Origin of the sequence: Streptomyces herbicida (assembly GCF_032656585.1) — a bacterium.
Lineage (GTDB): Bacteria > Actinomycetota > Actinomycetes > Streptomycetales > Streptomycetaceae > Streptomyces > Streptomyces herbicida.
This window is the reverse complement of sequence record NZ_JAUYWJ010000023.1, coordinates 93,869-109,440: the sequence shown is the minus strand read 5'-3', so window position 1 is coordinate 109,440 and position 15,572 is coordinate 93,869. Positions and strand designations below refer to the sequence as shown.

Here is a 15,572-nt window from a genome sequence, read left to right as displayed (position 1 = left end):
CTACGCCTCCTCGGAGAACAGCGTCCGGCCCCACCAGTCCTGCTTGTCCCGGACTCCGGGCGGAACCGCGAACACCGCCGAACCCACGTGCTGGATGTACTCGTTGAGCGCGTCCTTCGCCGACAGCTGCCGCTGCAGGGGGATGAACCCCTTGCGCACGTCACGCTGGTAGGCCAGGAAGAACAGACCCGCGTCGAGACGCCCGAGCCCGTCCGTGCCGTCCGTGAAGGAGTAGCCCCGGCGCAGGATCGTGATCCCGTTGTTGGAGTCGGGATGCGCGAGACGCACATGCGCGTCCGGCTTCATCGCCTTCAGGAACGGCTTGTCGTGCTCCTTGGCCTTGCCGACCGGTGCACCCTCGCCCTTGTCCCGGCCGAAGATGTCCTCCTGCTCCTGCAGCGAGGTGCGGTCCCAGGTCTCGATGTGCATCCGGATGCGCCGGGCGACCAGATACGACCCACCGGTCATCCACGCCGAGTTCTTGCCGCCGTCGCGCTCGCCGACCCAGACGAACTTCTTCAGGCGATCGCTCTCCGTTCCCGCGATGTTGCGCGTGCCGTCCTTGAACCCCATCAGATTGCGCGGGGTCTGGGCGTCCGGCGTGGTCGAGGAGGTCTTGCCGAAGCCGAGCTGCGACCAGCGGATGACGACCTTGCCGAAGCCGATGCGGGCCAGGTTGCGGATCGCGTGCACGGCGACCTGCGGATCGTCCGCGCAGGCCTGGATGCACAGGTCGCCGCCGGTGCGGCTGCGGTCGAGGTTGTCGCCGGGGAACTTCGGCAGGTCCACCAGCGCCTCGGGCCGCCGGTCCGCCAGACCGAACTTGTCGAACAGCGACGGACCGAAGCCGATCGTCAGCGTCAGCCGCGACGGCTTGAGACCCAGCGCCTCACCGGTGTCGTCCGGCGGCGCCTCGGCCAGTCCGCCGTACGCGCCCTCGCCGACCGCCTTCCCGGCGGTCATCCGGTGCGCGGCCGCCGTCCAGTCCTTCAGCATCTGCACGAACTCGGCGCGGTCGTCGGTCTGCACGTCGAACGCGGCGAAGTGCAGCCGGTCCTGCACCGGCGTGGCGATGCCCGCCTGGTGGGCGCCGTGGAACTCCACCGCGGCGCCGGCCTCGGCGGCGACCGGGTCCACGTCGTTGCCCGTCCTGGCCATGGCCACCGCACCGCCGGCCGCGGCGGCACCGAGCGCGAGCCCGGCGCCGCCCCAGCCGATCAGCGAACGGCGGGTGGGAGAGGTGCTGTCCTGGATCTCGGTCATCGGAGCGCCCCTACTTCTTCACGACGACGGCGGCGGCGAGCTTCGACAGCGGTTCCGCGAGGGCGTTCACCGCGTCGGACAGCTCCTTGCGCTGGTCCTTGGTGACCTTGTCGTACGAGACGAAGTCGTACGAGGCCTTGTCGGACCGGTACTTGTCGAGCTCCGCGTTCAGCGCGGTGAACTGCTTGTCGAGCTCCGTGGTCAGCGCCTGGTCGTTCTTCGACGCGACCGGCTTGAGCAGCTCGTACGCCTTCTCGGCGCCCTCGACGTTGCCCTTGAAGTCGACCAGGTCGGTGTGCGAGTAGCGGTCCTCCTCGCCGGTGACCTTGCCGGTGGCGACCTCGTCGAGCAGTTCCTTGGCGCCGTTGGCCATGGAGGTCGGGCTGATCTCGGCCTTGCCGACCCGCTCCTGCCAGTCCTTCAGGTCGGTCACCAACTGGTCGGCGAGGGTCTTCTCCTCGTCGCCGATCTTCTTGTCCTGCCAGAGGGCCTTCTCCAGGCGGTGCCAGCCGGTCCACTTCTGGCCGTCCTCCAGGCCGTCCTCACGGACGTCGACCTTGGGGTCGATGTCACCGAAGGACTCGGCGACCGGCTCGGTCCGCTCCCAGCCGAGACGCGAGGGTGCGTACGCCTTCTGCGCGGCCGCCAGGTCGCCGTCCTTGATCGCCTTCACGAAGGTCTCGACGAGTGGCAGCGTGGCGTCGGCCTGCTCCTGGGCGTACTCGCGGTAGTCGGCGACCGCCTTGTCCAGCTGCGGGTCCCGCTTGGCGGTCGAGCCGCCGCCGGTGACCGTGAGCTTCTGCCGCACACCGCGGCCCTTCATGCCCGGGACGCAGGCGATCTCGTACGAGCCGGCCTTGATCTCGGCGGTCAGCGTGTACTTGGTGCCGGGGCCGATGTTCTCCTTCTCGGAGACGATCCGGTCGTCCGGGAAGAGGATCTCGACCTCGGTGGCCTTCGAGCCCTTGTTCTCGATCTTCAGCGTGACCTGGCCGGCCGGGGCCGACTTGGTGGAGGTCTCGCACTTCGAGTCGGCCGCGGTCACCTGGATCGCGTCGCCGTCCTTGGCATCGCTTTTCGCCGTGCAGGCCGTGAGGGCGGTCAAGGCCGCCGTGGCGACGGCGGCGGTGACGGAGAGTCGGGCGGCTCGCATTCAGGCTCCAAGCGGGAATGGTGTGGTGAGGCTGGCCTAACTTACATGAGGCTTACCTCACCAATACCCGTCCGGGTCGTGATTCAGCTCTCACGGAAATCTCACAGACACGGCTTGATCTCGACGGCTCAAAACCGACACCAAGAGATGGTAAAGGGAAGGTCAAGGGGGCGTGGTGCGGGGGCCACCAGGACGGCCCCGTGCGGAGGTGCGGAAACACCTCGACCGGCTGGTCGTGGACGTCCGAGAGCGGTCGTTCGGTGAAAACCCCGGCCGGTGGACCGCCGGCCGCGACACGACCGGCGCACAGGATCGCGACCCGGTGCGCATGCGCCGCGGCGAGCGCCGGATCGTGCAGCACCACGACCACCGCGTCACCGGCGTGCGCCCTTTCCCGGCACAGCCGCAGCATCAACTCCCGGTGTTTCAGGTCGAGTGCGGCGAGCGGCTCGTGCAGCAGGAGCAGGAGCAGGAGCAGGAGCAGGGGCGCGCGGAGCCGCCTCGGACGAGGTGGCCGGTGGCGCAATGTTTCAATGCCCGGGTGACTGATTACGACGTGCTGCGAGTGTTCTGCGCGGCGAACGGCGGATACGGCAACGAGCTCGGCGTCGTCCGTGACGGCTCACGTCTGCCCGACCGGGAGGACCGGCAGGCCTTCGCGGCGAAGCTCGGCTTCAGCGAGACCGTGTTCGTGGACGACCCCGAGCGCGGGGTCATCGACATCTACACCCCCACCCTGCGGCTCCCCTTCGCCGGTCACCCCTGCGTCGGCGCGGCCTGGCTGCTGGACGTGCCGGAGCTGGTCACGCCCGCGGGCACCGTCGGGGCCCGGCTGGACGGCGAGTTCAGCTGGATCGAGGCGCTCCCGGAGTGGGCCCCGCCGCGCACCCTGCGCCGGTACGCCACCGCCGCGGAGGTCGACGCCCTGCCCGTCCCGCCACCCGGCGAATGGATTTACGCCTGGGCCTGGGAGGACGAGGCGGCCGGCCGGATCCGCGCCCGTGCCTTCCCCGGCCGTGACGACGGCATCGAGGAGGACGAGGCCACCGGCGCGGCGGCACTGCTGCTCACCGCACAGCTCGGCCGGGCACTCAACATCACGCAGGGCGCGGGCTCGCAGATCCTCACGGCACCGCAGCCGGGAGGCTGGGTCGAGGTGGGCGGACGGGTGTTCCTGGAGCGCCAGCCCGAGCGCCAGGGCCGGCCGGTCTAGGCGCTCAGCGGGAACTCCTCGCCCAGCTCCCGGAAGACCGCCGTGTTCAGCGCGAACGCCCGCTTGCACTCGGCGATGATGCGCTGCTTCTCCAGGTCGTCGGCGACGACCGCGTCCAGCAGCTCCCGGTAACCCCGCTTGAACGCGGCGGGGTTGGGGATCCCGTCGAACACATAGAAGCGGACGCCGTCGCCCTTCTTCGCGAACCCCCACGTCCGCTCCGCCCTGTCCCGGATGATCTGGCCGCCGGAGAGGTCGCCCAGGTACCGGGTGTAGTGGTGGGCGAGGTACCCGGCGGGCCACCGCTCGGCGCACTCCCGCACCCGGTCCGCGTACGCCCGCGTGGCCGGCAGCGCGGTCAGCCCCGCCCGCCACTCGGGCCCGCGCAGATGCGCCAGGTCCCGCTCCAGCGCCGCCAGCCGGTACAGCTCGGGCCGGACGAACGGCCCGGTCACCGGGTCCGACACCAGCCGCTCGGCCTCGCCCTCCAGCGCCTCGTACACGAACCACAGCTGTTCGGTGTACCGCGCGTAAGCCGCCACGCCGAGCCGCCCGCCGAGCAGGTCGCTCATGAACGTCGAGGTCTCGGCCTCCATGTGCTGCTCGTGGGACGCCGTGCGGATGAGTGTCGAGAAGGAGTCCATGGGCAATATCCTCTAAGGTAAGCCTTACCTAAGTCAACGGCTTTGCCGACACCCTGTCGGTAAAAGTCTACAAGAGGAAGCCCGTCCTCCACAGATGACCGAGGACGGGCTCAGGCGCAGGGGCGCGCGATCACGGCAGGGTCAGGATCTCTGCCCCGGTGTCCGTCACCACCAGCGTGTGCTCGAACTGCGCGGTCCGCTTCCGGTCCTTGGTCACGACGGTCCACCCGTCGTCCCACATGTCGTACTCGTGCGTCCCGAGCGTCAGCATCGGCTCGATCGTGAAGGTCATCCCGGGCTGCATGACCGTCGTCGCGTGCGGGCTGTCGTAGTGCGGGATGATCAGCCCGGAGTGGAAGGACGAGTTGATCCCGTGGCCGGTGAAGTCCCGCACCACGCCGTACCCGAACCGCTTGGCGTACGACTCGATGACCCGGCCGATGATGTTGATCTGCCGGCCCGGCTTGACCGCCTTGATCGCCCGGTCGAGTGACTCCCGGGTCCGCTCCACCAGCAGCCGCGACTCCTCGTCGACGTCACCGACCAGGTATGTCGCGTTGTTGTCGCCGTGCACGCCGCCGATGTACGCGGTCACGTCGAGATTGACGATGTCGCCGTCCCGCAACACCGTCGAGTCCGGGATGCCGTGGCAGATCACTTCGTTGAGGCTGGTGCACAGCGACTTGGGGAACCCGCGGTAGCCGAGCGTGGACGGGTAGGCGCCGTGGTCGCACATGTAGTCGTGGGCGACCTTGTCCAGCTGGTCCGTGGTCACACCCGGCGCGATGATCTTCGCCGCCTCGGCCATCGCCTGCGCGGCGATGCGCCCGGCGATCCGCATCGCCTCGACGGTCTCCGGGGTCTGCACCTCCGGACCGGTGTACGGCGTCGGCGCGGGCTTGCCGACGTACTCGGGGCGGCGGATGTTCCCGGGTACCGAACGGGTGGGAGAGAGCTCCCCTGGTACGAGCAGCGACTGGCCAGACATGCCAGCGAGTCTAACCAGCGGACATGGGGGAACATGTCGTTGGCGAGAGGAGCTGGTCATGGCCCTGTTCAAGAAGCGCACGGTCGGCAAGCCGGGCGAGTGGTACTACTGCCTGGAGCACAAGAAGGTCGAGGAGGGCCCGGAGTGCCCGGCCAAGGACCGCTTCGGGCCCTACGCCACCCGGGCGGAGGCCGAACACGCGATGGAGACCGCCCGCGAGCGCAACCTCCAGTGGGAGAACGACCCACGCTGGCACGACGCGCCGGCCGGCGGTGACCCGGACGAGGAGTGATCAGGCCTTTGCGGGTACGGCGGCGGCGCGCCGCTCGCGCAGCCGTACCGCGTGCTCGTTCGTCCGCGCGTCGTACGTCATGAGTCCCGGCAGGCACAGCGCCGGCAGCCCCACCGCGCCCGCGCACGCCGGCCCGCCGGACCAGACGGCGGGCCCGCACACCCGCCCGGGCGGCAAACCGCCCGCCCGGACCTGACCGAGCCGCGGCCCCACCGAGTACGACAACAGCACGATCCCGGCGAGCCTGCCGCGCAGCTCGTCCGGGATCGCCTGGTTCCACATGGCGGCCCGGAAGATCCCGCTGACCATGTCGAACCCGCCACCGAGGGTCAGGAACAGCAGCACGAGCCAGAGATCGCCGCAGACGCCGGCGGCGCCGACGGCCAGCCCCCACGCCGCGGCCGACACCCCACGCCGCGGCCGGCACCACACGCCGCGGCCGACACCACCATCGACACGCAGCCCCGGAAGTCGCGTCGGACCCTCGGGGAGAATCGGTGGGTCACCAGGGCGCGGCCGGAGGTGCCGTGAGGGTTTCCGCCAGTCGGGACAGGCGGTCGCGGAAACCCCGCCGAGCCCTCGGAGAGGCCCCGTTCTCGCCAGCCGCTGCGCTCACCAGGTGCTGCACCGTGTCCAGGTCCAGTTCCGCGCCCTCCGGCACGGCCAGTGACTCGTGTGCCATCGCCTCCAGTTCGCCTCCGCCGGAGCCCAGGGCCAGCACCGTCACGCCGGACCGCCGGGCGTCGTGCACCCGCTCCAGCAGCGGCGCGGGCTCCTCGGGAGCCACGACCAGCAGGGTCTCGCCGCGCTGCGCCGCCCCGATCCGCCCCGGCCCGACCGCCAGGTGCGCGGGGTCCGAGGGACGCGCGTCGTGCCGGACGAGCGTCGGGGCCAGCTCCGGCGTCCCCGACCACGCGGCCTCGTCCACCAGGTGGGCCGCCAGATGCCACGGCTCGTACTCCGGTGTGCCCACGAGCAGCAGCCCGCCCCCGTGCGCCACCACGGACCCGCGCAGCGCCCCGGCGAACCGCCGCGTGGCACCCAGCCACTCCGTCCCGGCAAGTACTTCGCGCAGCAGCGCGACCCGTACGGCGTCCATACGACCGCATCCTGCCGTAACCGGTCACTCGTGACGCGGAGTTCACCACGAATTCGCTCAACTCGGGGACAGTGCCCTGTCACCGGAGACCCACGTCTGCTTTGGGAGCCCGCCAGATGACAGCAGTCACCGTCCCCTTCCGCGCGGGTAAAGAGGGCTACGCCAGCTACCGGATCCCGGCGGTCGTCGCCGCAGCAAGCGGCACCCTGCTGGCCTTCTGCGAGGGCCGGGTCGGCTCCGCGAGGGACCACGGCCAGATCGACATCGTGCTGAAGCGCTCCACGGACGGCGGCCACACCTGGGGCCCGCTCCAGGTCGCCGCGAGCAACGGCGACGACCTCGCCGGAAACCCCGCCCCCGTGGTCCTCGACACCGGCCGCATCCTGCTCGTCCACGTCCGCGCCGCCGCCGCCGCGAGCGAGGACTCCATCCTGCGCGGCCGGGTGAAGGCCGCCGACGGCCGCCGCGTGTGGGTGCAGCACAGCGACGACGACGGCGTCAGCTGGTCCGAACCGAAGGAGATCACCAAGTCGGTGAAGAAGGCGGGCTGGCGCTGGTACGCCACCTGCCCCGGCCACGCGATCCAGCTGCGCACCGGCCGGGTCCTCGTCCCCGGCAACCACACCGCGCCGCCCACTGGCACCGACCTCGGCAACGAGCCCAGGTACAACAGCGGCCACTGCCTGCTCAGCGACGACCGCGGCGCGACCTGGTTCCTCGGCTACGTCGACGAGAACACCGACGGCTATGTCAACGTCAACGAGACCACCGCCGCCGAACTCCCCGACGGCCGTGTCTACTTCAACGCCCGCAACGACTCCCCGTCGCCCGGCAACCGCGCCGACGCCCACTCGAAGGACGGCGGGAAGACCCTCGTCAGACCGTTCCGCCCGCAGGCCGGCCTCACCGCCCCCGTCTGCGAGGCGAGCGTCCTCCAGCTCCGCGACCCCGACCTGCTCCTCTACTCGGGCCCCGCCGACCCCACCGCCCGCGCCCTGATGACCGTCCGCGCCTCCGCCGACGGCGGCAGCACCTGGCGCCCGGTCCACACCGTCGACGGACTGCCCGCCGCCTACTCCGACCTGGTCCGCGTCGACGAGGACACCGTCGGACTCCTCTACGAGACCGGCGACTTCGGCCCCTACGAGACGATCACCTTCAGGCGGCTGCCGGTCACGGATCTCACCTGACGCGGTGCGCCGACGGCCACGGACGTAAAGTCGCCGCATGACCTCTACCGACAGTGCACAGCAGCCCGCGAAGGCCCCCGCCAAGGACCCCTGGGACCTGCCCGACGTCTCCGGGCTCGTCGTCGGCGTGCTCGGTGGCACCGGCCCACAGGGCAAGGGCCTCGCCTACCGCCTCGCCAGGGCCGGCCAGAAGGTGATCATCGGCTCCCGGGCCGCCGAGCGCGCCCGGGCCGCCGCCGACGAGCTCGGCCACGGCATCGAGGGCTTCGACAACGCCGAGACCGCCCGGCGCAGCGACATCGTGATCGTCGCCGTGCCCTGGGAGGGCCATGGCAAGACCCTGGAGTCCCTGCGCGAGGAACTGGCCGGCAAGCTCGTCGTGGACTGCGTCAATCCGCTCGGCTTCGACAAGCAGGGCGCCTACGCACTGAAGCCGGAGGAGGGCAGCGCCGCCCAGCAGGCCGCCGCCCTGCTCCCGGACTCCCGGGTGACCGCCGCCTTCCACCACCTGTCGGCGGTACTGCTGGAGGACCCGGAGACCGAGCAGATCGACACCGACGTCATGGTGCTCGGCGAGGACCGGTCCGACGTGGAGATGGTCCAGGCGCTGGCCGGACGCATCCCCGGCATGCGCGGCATCTTCGCGGGGCGGCTGCGCAACGCCCACCAGGTGGAGTCACTGGTCGCGAATCTGATCTCCGTCAACCGCCGGTACAAGGCACACGCGGGACTCCGTATCACAGATGTGTGAGTTCGCGGCCACCGTCGTGTGAGACGTCAGGGCGCATGGGGGACACTGGACGCCATCAGCAGTGTCCCCCGACAGGAGCCCACCGACATGCCCCCCTTGTCCCCACCCGGCCCGGCCCGGCGACTCGCCCTCTACACCCTGGTCGTCTGTCTGCTCGCCGTGGCCGCGGCGGTCGTCTCCTTCGTCCAGGGCAGCTGGCTGGGGATCGTCTGGGTGCTGCTCGCGGGTCTGTCGTCCAACATGACCTGGTACTACATCAAGCGCGGCCGGGGCGCCGGCGGCAAGTCCGTCACGGGCTGACCGAGCAGTACTCGTTGGTGCCCAGCCAGAAGCGGTAGAGCTCCTGGCCGCAGTACCGGTCGTCGGCGGTGATCCCCAGACCGCGCAGGATCGTGTCGATCACATCGAAGAACGCGTGGTTGAGGGACGGCACCCACAGCAGCGCGAACACGAACAGCAGACCGAACGGCGCGAACGGCTCCACCTGGCGCTTCACGCTGTACGACAGCCAGGGTTCGATCACGCCGTAGCCGTCCAGGCCGGGCACCGGCAGGAAGTTCAGGATCGCGGCCGTGACCTGGAGCAGCGCGAGGAAGGCCAGCGCGTACCGGAAGTCGCGCGGCACCCCGTCCAGGGCGTCCAGCCAGAACGGGGCCGTGCACACCGCCGCGAACAGCACGTTCGTCAGCGGGCCCGCCGCCGAGATCAGGCTGTGCCGCCAGCGCCCCCGGATCCGGCCGCGCTCGATGAACACCGCGCCGCCCGGCAGACCGATCCCGCCCATGATCACGAACAGCACCGGCAGCACGATGCTCAGCAGCGCGTGCGTGTACTTCAGCGGGTTCAGCGTGAGGTAGCCCTTGGCGCCGACCGAGATGTCCCCGCTGTGCAGCGCGGTGCGCGCATGCGCGTACTCGTGCAGACACAGGGACACGATCCAGGCCGCCGTCACGAACAGGAACACGGCGAGTCCCGGCTGCTCGGCGAAGCCGGTCCAGGTGGCCCACCCCGTGACCGCCGTGACGGCCAGGATGCCGAGGAAGACGGGACTGATCCGCCGGTCGCTGCGACTGCGGGCGGTTGCGGAGGTCATCGGCAAGGCTCCCTGGGGGACTGGGGCGGTCGGCGAGCCCGACCGTACCGGGCACGAGGGGAAAACGTCTCGCGGTGCGCGGTCGGTTCCTGAAGGGTGGGCGCATGGGAATGTGGCGGGTGTTCTACGAAAGCTGGCAGATGGAGTGCTGCGGTACACCGTTCTCGGTGGGGGAGGAGGTGAACTGGCCGCTCGCGCCCATGGACCCCGAAGAGGTCCGGGCGTGGCGCCGGGAGGGGGAGCACGACCGGTACGACGGGACGGTCAGGTTCGAGGCCCACGGCGGCCGCCTGCCCGCGACCCGGGGCCGGGTCCTCGACATCCGTCTCGTGCACCAGGAGTACGCCGAGCGCAGCCCCGGAGCGGACACTCTCGAACCGGTGTCCGACACGAGGTCGCTCACGCCCGTCGACGTCTGCCCGAAGTGGTTCGAGCACGAAGAAGCCCGTACGAAGTCGGGGCTGCGCCGCGCCCGCCTCGCGACCGGTGTCCTCGTCACCCTCGACGTCCCGGGCGCCCCGCCGCCGGAACTCCGTGACCGGCCCTGACACCACCGGAGACAATGGACCCCGTGCGCTATCGCATCCTCGGCACCACCCAGGCGCTCCGCCCCGACGGCACGGCCGTTCCCGTGGGCGGGGCGCGGCTGCGTGCCCTGCTGACCGTGCTGGCCCTGCGACCCGGCCGCACCGTGCCGGTGGGCCTGCTGGTCGACGAGGTGTGGCACGGGGACCCGCCCGCCGACGCGGCCGGTGCGCTGCAGGCGCTGGTGGGCCGGCTGCGACGGGCGCTCGGCGCGGAGGCGGTCGCCTCGGCGGAGGGCGGCTACCGGCTCGCCGCCGTGCCCGACGACGTCGATCTGCACCGCTTCGAGCGGCTCACCGGCGACGGCCTGCGCGCCCTGGCCGACGGCGACCCCGCCAAGGCGGCCGGTGCCCTCGACGACGCCCTCGCGCTGTGGCACGACCCCGCCCTCGCCGATCTGCCGGACCGCACCGCGGAGGCGGCCCGCTGGGAGGCCCGCCGCCTCGACGCCCTGCGCGCCCGGCACACCGCCGCGCTGGCCCTGGGCGAGGCCGAGCACTCCCTGCCCGAGCTCACCGCCCTGTGCGACACCCACCCGCTGGACGAGTCCCTCCAGTCCCTGCGGCTGCGCGCCCTGCGCGACGCGGGCCGCGCCGCGGAGGCACTGGCCGCCTACGAGGACGTACGACAGCTGCTCGCGGACCGGCTCGGCTCCGACCCCGGACCGGAGCTGCGCGCGCTGCACGCGGAGTTGCTGGACCTCTCGGCGGGCTCCCGCGAGCTCACCGGCGCGGCAGGAGCGGACCTCTCCGCAGGTGGCCGTGGTGCGGACGCCCCCGTCGAAGGCCGCCCGTCCGGCAACCTCCCCGCCCGTCTCACCTCCTTCGTCGGCCGGGAGAGCGACATCGAGGCCATCCGGGGTGACCTCGCGGCCGCCCGGCTGGTCACGCTGCTCGGGCCCGGCGGCGCCGGCAAGACCAGGCTGTCGCAGGAGGCCGCCGAGACCGTGCGCCATGCGACCCGGGACGGGGTGTGGCTGGCCGAGCTGGCCCCCGTCGACGACCCGGCCGCCGTACCGGCAGCCGTCCTCACCGCGATCGGCGCCCGCGAGACCGTGCTGCACGGCGCCGGTGCCGAAAGCATGCGGGCCGCCGTCGCCGACCGGCACGACGACCCCGTGGAGCGACTGGTCGAGCACTGCGGCCGCCGCCGCATGCTGATCATCCTCGACAACTGCGAGCACGTCGTGGACGCGGCCGCCCGCCTGGTGGAGCGGCTCCTGGAACGCTGCCCGGAGCTGACGGTCCTGGCCACCAGCCGCGAACCCCTCGGCGTACCGGGCGAGTTGCTGCGCCCGGTGGAACCGCTGCCGGAGCCCATCGCGCTCAGGCTGCTCGCCGACCGGGGCACGGCGGCGCGCTCCGGGTTCCATGTCGACGACGATCTCGAGGCCTGCGCGGAGATCTGCCGCCGCCTCGACGGCCTCCCCCTCGCCATCGAGCTGGCGGCCGCCCGGCTGCGGATGATGACACCGCGTCAGATCGCCGACCGGCTCGACGACCGCTTCCGGCTGCTCACCTCGGGAAGCCGCACCGTGCTGCCCCGCCAGCAGACCCTGCGCGCCGTCGTCGACTGGTCCTGGGACCTGCTCGACGAGGACGAACGGGACGTCCTGCGCAGCCTGTCGGTGTTCGCCGGCGGCTGCGACCTCGCGGCCGCCGAGGCGGTGTGCGGACCGGTCGCGCTGGAGGCGCTCGGTTCACTGGTCGACAAGTCCCTCGTCGTGGCCGCTCCCGCGCCCGACGGCGCGATGCGCTACCGGCTCCTGGAGACCGTGGCCGAGTACGCGGGCGAACGGCTCGACGAGGCCGGGCAGCGCAAGGAGACCGAGCGCGCGCACCTGACGTACTACCGCGAACTCGCCCGCACCACCGATCCATTGCTGCGCGGCCCCGGCCAGCGCAGCGCGGTCCGGCGGTTCCAGCTGGAGTACGAGAACCTGCGCACGGCCCTGCGCCATGCCGTCGCCGAGCAGGACGAGCAGGAGGGGCTCTGCCTGGTCCTGTCCCTGGTCTGGTACTGGCAGATGCGCGATCTGCGCATCGAGGCCCGCAACTGGTGCAGCGAGGTCATGGCACTCGGCCCCGACCCCTTCACCGAGCCGCTGCGCCGCGCCGCACCGGTCTGGCAGCGCTGCGTAGACACCCCGCCCCCGCTGACCGGCGAACTCCTCCTCGAGGCCCGTCGCGGCGTCCACCTGGTCCATCTCTCCTGCATGGACACGGAGCTGGACGCCTGGCAGGTCCCGGCGGCGCAGGCGAAGCTGCGCGTGATCACCGAGGTGTACGAGCCCGGTCTGCCGCAGACATGCCGCTCCCCCGGCATGTACTGGTTCTTCGCCGTGATGCTGACCGGCAGCGCGGACCGGCTGCTGGAGATCATCGACGGCTGCGTCCGCACCTGCCGGGAGACTCCTGGCTTCGAGTGGGAACTGGCCGGATCCCTGCAGATGCGGGCCAACCTCCTCGCCAACCGCACCGCCTGGGCGGGCGACGCGACCCGGGACGCGGAGGAGGCGCTGGAGATCTTCCGGCGCCTCGGTGACGACTGGGGCACCGCCGAGGCGCTCTCCGCACGCGCCGAGGCCCGTGAACGCAAGGGCGACTACGTGCGGGCCGCCGCCGACTACCGGGCGGCCGTCGAGCACGCCGAACGCCTCGGCGCCCGTGCCCAGATGGCGGTGCTCAGCGCCCGGCTGGGCGGCGTGCTCATCGAAGCGGGCGAGACGGAACGCGGCGAGAGCCTGCTGCGCGAGGTCATCGTCCACAATCACGGCACGAACCACGAGGCGATGCCCGCCGCCCGGCTCTTCCTCGCCTGCCGGCTCGGCCTGACCGGCCGCACCCGGGAGGCACGCGAGCAACTCCGGCTGCTGCGCGAGGAGTTCAAGATCGCGCACTTTGTCGTCTTCGACGCCATGATCCTCGGCCAGGAGGCCTGGGTGGACGCCGTCGACGGCCGCCACGCGGAGAGCCTGGTCCGGGTCCGGGCGGCGCTCCGGCACGCCGCCGACCCGCTGTCCCAGGTCATCACCCCGCACCTGAACTCCATCTGCCTGACCGTCGCGGCGATGGCGCTCGCCGGCTTCGACGGCGGCACTCGTGCCGCCGACGCCGCCCGGTGCCTGGCCGCCGCGGACGCGCTGCTGCCGCCGGGCCATGTGGCCTCCGGAACGGAGCACGAGGTGCGCGAGCGCACCGTGGCCCGGATCCGGGCCGTGCTCGACGGCGAGGCGTACGAGGCCGCGTACGCGCAGGGCGGTGGCCTCTCCCTCGAGGAGGCCACCGCCCTGGTCTGACAGGCGCGACGAACGTCAGTTCTTGGTGCGGAACTTGTGGATCGCGACCGGTGCCATCACCGCGGTGAGGCCCGCCGACCAGGCCAGGGTCACCCACAGACCGTGCGCGACCGGTCCGCCGACCATCAGACCGCGCGCGGTGTCCGCGAGCGCCGACAGCGGGTTGTAGTCGGTGAAGTTCTGCAGCCAGCCCGGCATCGAGGCGGTCGGCGCGAAGATCGACGAGCCGAACTGCAGCGGCATCAGCACCAGGAAGCCCATGGCCTGCACGGACTGCGCGCTCTTCATGATCACGCCAAGAGTGAGGAACACCCACATCAGGGCCGAGCCGAACACCGCGGACAGGCCCACCGAGGCGAGCAGCCCCGGCCAGTTGGTGATGTCGAAGCCCACGAGCACGCCGACGATCATCAGCACGACGGTCGCGAAGAGCATCCGCATCAGCTCCACCGCGATCTTGGCGAACAGCACCGAGCCGCGCCCGATCGGCAGGGACCGGAAGCGGTCCATGACACCGGAGTTGAAGTCCTGGTTGAAGCCGGTGCCCACGCCCTGGGCCATGTTCATGCCCATCATGGCCATGAGGCCGGGCACGACGTACTGCACGTACTGGTCCTGACCGCCGCCCAGCGACTGCCCGATGGAGCCGCCGAAGACGTACACGAACAGCAGGGTGAAGATCACCGGGAACAGGATGGCGTCGAACATCGACTCCGGGTCCTGCCGGATCCACAGCAGATTGCGGCGGACGAGCGCGCCGGTGTGGCGCAGATGGGCGCGCAGCGGGATGGGTGCGTCGCCCTTGGAGGCGGCCGCGGCCGGGGTCAGGGTGGCGGCGCTCATACGGCGACCTCCTCGCGGGTCTCGGCGGGCGTGGCGTCCTGCGGGGCACTGGCGCGGTGGCCGGTGAGGGACAGGAACACCTCGTCCAGGCTGGGCAGTTCGGTGGTGATCGAGGAGATGGTGATGCCGCGCGCCGTGACCGCGCCGACCACGTGGGTCAGCTGCTCGTCGCTGAGGATCGGCACCAGCAGGGAGCCCGCGGCGGTGTCCACGGTCGTGCCGGCGAGACCGGTGATGCCCAGTTCGTCGAGCATCCCGGCGAGCGGGTGCAGCTCCAGCGGGTCCGCGGGCCGGACGCGCAGGGTGCGTCCGCCGACCCTGGCCTTGAGCTCCTCGATGCCGCCGTTCGCGATGACCTTCCCGCGGTCGACGACGGTCAGCTCGGAGGCGAGCTGCTCGGCCTCCTCCATGTACTGGGTGGTCAGCAGGACGGTGACACCGTCCCCGACCATGGCCTTGACCTCGTCCCAGACCTCGTTGCGGGTACGGGGGTCGAGCCCCGTCGTCGGCTCGTCGAGGTAGAGGACGGCGGGCCGGCCGATCATCGACGCGGCCAGGTCGAGCCGCCGCCGCATACCGCCGGAGTACGTTCCCGCGGGCCGCCGGGCGGCCTCCGTCAGCGAGAACCGCTCCAGCAGCTCGTCGGCGCGGGCGCGGGCCTCCTTGCGCGGCAGGTCCAGCAGCCGCCCGATCATGTACAGGTTCTCCCAGCCCGGGAGCTTCTCGTCCACGGACGCGTACTGCCCGGTGAGGCCTATGACCCGGCGCAGCTGCCGGGGCTGCCGTACGACGTCGTATCCGGCCACGGTGGCGTGTCCGGCGTCGGGGGTCAGCAGGGTGGAGAGGATGCGTACGAGGGTGGTCTTGCCGGCTCCGTTCGGCCCGAGCACACCCATCACGGTGCCCTCGCGCACATCCAGGTCGACACCGTCCAGTGCCCTGGTCTCGCCGTAGTGCTTGACCAGCCCCCGCACGGTCACGGCGCTGTTCGCGCCACTGGGGTTGTCGTCGATTCGCGTCATGCCCAAGACGTTGTCAGCCCCGACCGACAAACCACCTACAGACCACCTACAGCGCCCGGCGGGCCACCGACACCACCGACAATTCCCCGACAAGCACAGCAACCATCAATTGAGGAACCAAGACGGCGGGCAGCCACC

15 protein-coding genes and 2 pseudogenes are annotated in these 15,572 nt (G+C 71.4%); 7 read left to right on the top strand and 10 right to left on the bottom strand.

Features of this window, described 5'->3' with window-relative positions; translation table 11 throughout:
* From efeB to Q8A52_RS37615, 3 genes and pseudogenes are all read right to left on the bottom strand, one after another.
* Complete coding sequence (gene efeB / locus Q8A52_RS37625) at positions 1-1,263, bottom strand: iron uptake transporter deferrochelatase/peroxidase subunit (protein ID WP_316760034.1); 1,263 nt, start codon at positions 1,261-1,263, stop codon at positions 1-3.
* 10 nt (positions 1,264-1,273) lie between these two features.
* Positions 1,274-2,416, bottom strand: a complete 1,143-nt coding sequence (efeO, locus tag Q8A52_RS37620; protein ID WP_316760032.1) for an iron uptake system protein EfeO — start codon at positions 2,414-2,416, stop codon at positions 1,274-1,276.
* A 196-nt stretch (positions 2,417-2,612) separates the two neighbouring features.
* Positions 2,613-2,882, bottom strand: a pseudogene (locus Q8A52_RS37615) (hemin ABC transporter ATP-binding protein); the annotation flags it as partial.
* Positions 2,883-2,957: 75 nt separating this feature from the next.
* Here Q8A52_RS37615 and Q8A52_RS37610 point away from each other — a divergent pair.
* The gene (locus tag Q8A52_RS37610) at positions 2,958-3,629 is read left to right on the top strand and encodes a PhzF family phenazine biosynthesis protein (RefSeq protein WP_316760029.1); all 672 of its coding nucleotides are present in this window, start codon (positions 2,958-2,960) and stop codon (positions 3,627-3,629) included.
* Here Q8A52_RS37610 and Q8A52_RS37605 read toward each other — a convergent pair.
* Positions 3,626-4,273, bottom strand: a complete 648-nt coding sequence (locus Q8A52_RS37605) for a biliverdin-producing heme oxygenase (protein WP_316760026.1) — start codon at positions 4,271-4,273, stop codon at positions 3,626-3,628. The genes Q8A52_RS37610 and Q8A52_RS37605 overlap by 4 nt on opposite strands.
* Before the next feature lie 130 nt (positions 4,274-4,403).
* Complete coding sequence (gene map / locus Q8A52_RS37600; RefSeq protein ID WP_316760025.1) at positions 4,404-5,261, bottom strand: type I methionyl aminopeptidase; 858 nt, start codon at positions 5,259-5,261, stop codon at positions 4,404-4,406.
* A 58-nt stretch (positions 5,262-5,319) separates the two neighbouring features.
* Here map and Q8A52_RS37595 point away from each other — a divergent pair, with 58 nt between their 5' ends.
* The gene (locus Q8A52_RS37595) at positions 5,320-5,553 is read left to right on the top strand and encodes a hypothetical protein (protein WP_316760023.1); all 234 of its coding nucleotides are present in this window, start codon (positions 5,320-5,322) and stop codon (positions 5,551-5,553) included.
* On the opposite strand, the pseudogene Q8A52_RS37590 reads toward Q8A52_RS37595, so the two are convergent.
* Both Q8A52_RS37590 and Q8A52_RS37585 read right to left on the bottom strand, forming a co-directional pair.
* Positions 5,554-5,961 (bottom strand): annotated as a pseudogene (locus Q8A52_RS37590) (MFS transporter); the annotation flags it as partial.
* Between the two features lie 94 nt (positions 5,962-6,055).
* Entirely contained in the window at positions 6,056-6,652 is a 597-nt protein-coding gene (locus Q8A52_RS37585; RefSeq protein ID WP_316760020.1) for a hypothetical protein, read from the bottom strand.
* A gap of 116 nt (positions 6,653-6,768) precedes the next feature.
* Between Q8A52_RS37585 and Q8A52_RS37580 the strand changes: the two genes are divergently transcribed.
* From Q8A52_RS37580 to Q8A52_RS37570, 3 genes are all read left to right on the top strand, one after another.
* Complete coding sequence (locus tag Q8A52_RS37580; protein WP_316760017.1) at positions 6,769-7,842, top strand: sialidase family protein; 1,074 nt, start codon at positions 6,769-6,771, stop codon at positions 7,840-7,842.
* A gap of 37 nt (positions 7,843-7,879) precedes the next feature.
* Positions 7,880-8,593: an NADPH-dependent F420 reductase gene (npdG, locus tag Q8A52_RS37575; RefSeq protein ID WP_316760014.1), complete on the top strand. Its 714-nt coding sequence runs from the start codon at positions 7,880-7,882 to the stop codon at positions 8,591-8,593.
* An 87-nt stretch (positions 8,594-8,680) separates the two neighbouring features.
* A complete protein-coding gene (locus tag Q8A52_RS37570) occupies positions 8,681-8,893 on the top strand; it encodes a hypothetical protein (protein WP_316760011.1) in 213 nt (70 codons plus the stop codon).
* Here Q8A52_RS37570 and Q8A52_RS37565 read toward each other — a convergent pair.
* Positions 8,883-9,686, bottom strand: coding sequence for a site-2 protease family protein (locus Q8A52_RS37565; protein WP_316760009.1), 804 nt, complete (start codon positions 9,684-9,686; stop codon positions 8,883-8,885). The genes Q8A52_RS37570 and Q8A52_RS37565 overlap by 11 nt on opposite strands.
* Before the next feature lie 104 nt (positions 9,687-9,790).
* Between Q8A52_RS37565 and Q8A52_RS37560 the strand changes: the two genes are divergently transcribed.
* The gene (locus tag Q8A52_RS37560) at positions 9,791-10,234 is read left to right on the top strand and encodes a DUF6578 domain-containing protein (RefSeq protein ID WP_316760007.1); all 444 of its coding nucleotides are present in this window, start codon (positions 9,791-9,793) and stop codon (positions 10,232-10,234) included.
* A 14-nt stretch (positions 10,235-10,248) separates the two neighbouring features.
* Positions 10,249-13,569, top strand: coding sequence for an AfsR/SARP family transcriptional regulator (locus Q8A52_RS37555; protein ID WP_316760004.1), 3,321 nt, complete (start codon positions 10,249-10,251; stop codon positions 13,567-13,569).
* Between the two features lie 15 nt (positions 13,570-13,584).
* On the opposite strand, the gene Q8A52_RS37550 is transcribed toward Q8A52_RS37555, so the two are convergent.
* Together Q8A52_RS37550 and Q8A52_RS37545 are read right to left on the bottom strand one after the other, a co-directional pair.
* The gene (locus Q8A52_RS37550; protein WP_316760001.1) at positions 13,585-14,412 is read right to left on the bottom strand and encodes an ABC transporter permease; all 828 of its coding nucleotides are present in this window, start codon (positions 14,410-14,412) and stop codon (positions 13,585-13,587) included.
* Positions 14,409-15,434: an ATP-binding cassette domain-containing protein gene (locus Q8A52_RS37545; RefSeq protein WP_316759998.1), complete on the bottom strand. Its 1,026-nt coding sequence runs from the start codon at positions 15,432-15,434 to the stop codon at positions 14,409-14,411. Before Q8A52_RS37545 ends, Q8A52_RS37550 begins: the two co-directional genes overlap by 4 nt.
* Between the last annotated feature and the right edge of the window lie 138 nt (positions 15,435-15,572).

Coding starts and splice junctions, on each gene's coding strand:
- efeB (WP_316760034.1), bottom strand. CDS start 1,263: ATGACCGAGATCCAGGACAGCACCTCTCCCACCCGCCGTTCGCTGATC.
- efeO (WP_316760032.1), bottom strand. CDS start 2,416: ATGCGAGCCGCCCGACTCTCCGTCACCGCCGCCGTCGCCACGGCGGCC.
- Q8A52_RS37605 (WP_316760026.1), bottom strand. CDS start 4,273: ATGGACTCCTTCTCGACACTCATCCGCACGGCGTCCCACGAGCAGCAC.
- map (WP_316760025.1), bottom strand. CDS start 5,261: ATGTCTGGCCAGTCGCTGCTCGTACCAGGGGAGCTCTCTCCCACCCGT.
- Q8A52_RS37595 (WP_316760023.1), top strand. CDS start 5,320: ATGGCCCTGTTCAAGAAGCGCACGGTCGGCAAGCCGGGCGAGTGGTAC.
- Q8A52_RS37585 (WP_316760020.1), bottom strand. CDS start 6,652: ATGGACGCCGTACGGGTCGCGCTGCTGCGCGAAGTACTTGCCGGGACG.
- Q8A52_RS37580 (WP_316760017.1), top strand. CDS start 6,769: ATGACAGCAGTCACCGTCCCCTTCCGCGCGGGTAAAGAGGGCTACGCC.
- npdG (WP_316760014.1), top strand. CDS start 7,880: ATGACCTCTACCGACAGTGCACAGCAGCCCGCGAAGGCCCCCGCCAAG.
- Q8A52_RS37570 (WP_316760011.1), top strand. CDS start 8,681: ATGCCCCCCTTGTCCCCACCCGGCCCGGCCCGGCGACTCGCCCTCTAC.
- Q8A52_RS37565 (WP_316760009.1), bottom strand. CDS start 9,686: ATGACCTCCGCAACCGCCCGCAGTCGCAGCGACCGGCGGATCAGTCCC.
- Q8A52_RS37560 (WP_316760007.1), top strand. CDS start 9,791: ATGGGAATGTGGCGGGTGTTCTACGAAAGCTGGCAGATGGAGTGCTGC.
- Q8A52_RS37555 (WP_316760004.1), top strand. CDS start 10,249: ATGGACCCCGTGCGCTATCGCATCCTCGGCACCACCCAGGCGCTCCGC.
- Q8A52_RS37550 (WP_316760001.1), bottom strand. CDS start 14,412: ATGAGCGCCGCCACCCTGACCCCGGCCGCGGCCGCCTCCAAGGGCGAC.
- Q8A52_RS37545 (WP_316759998.1), bottom strand. CDS start 15,434: ATGACGCGAATCGACGACAACCCCAGTGGCGCGAACAGCGCCGTGACC.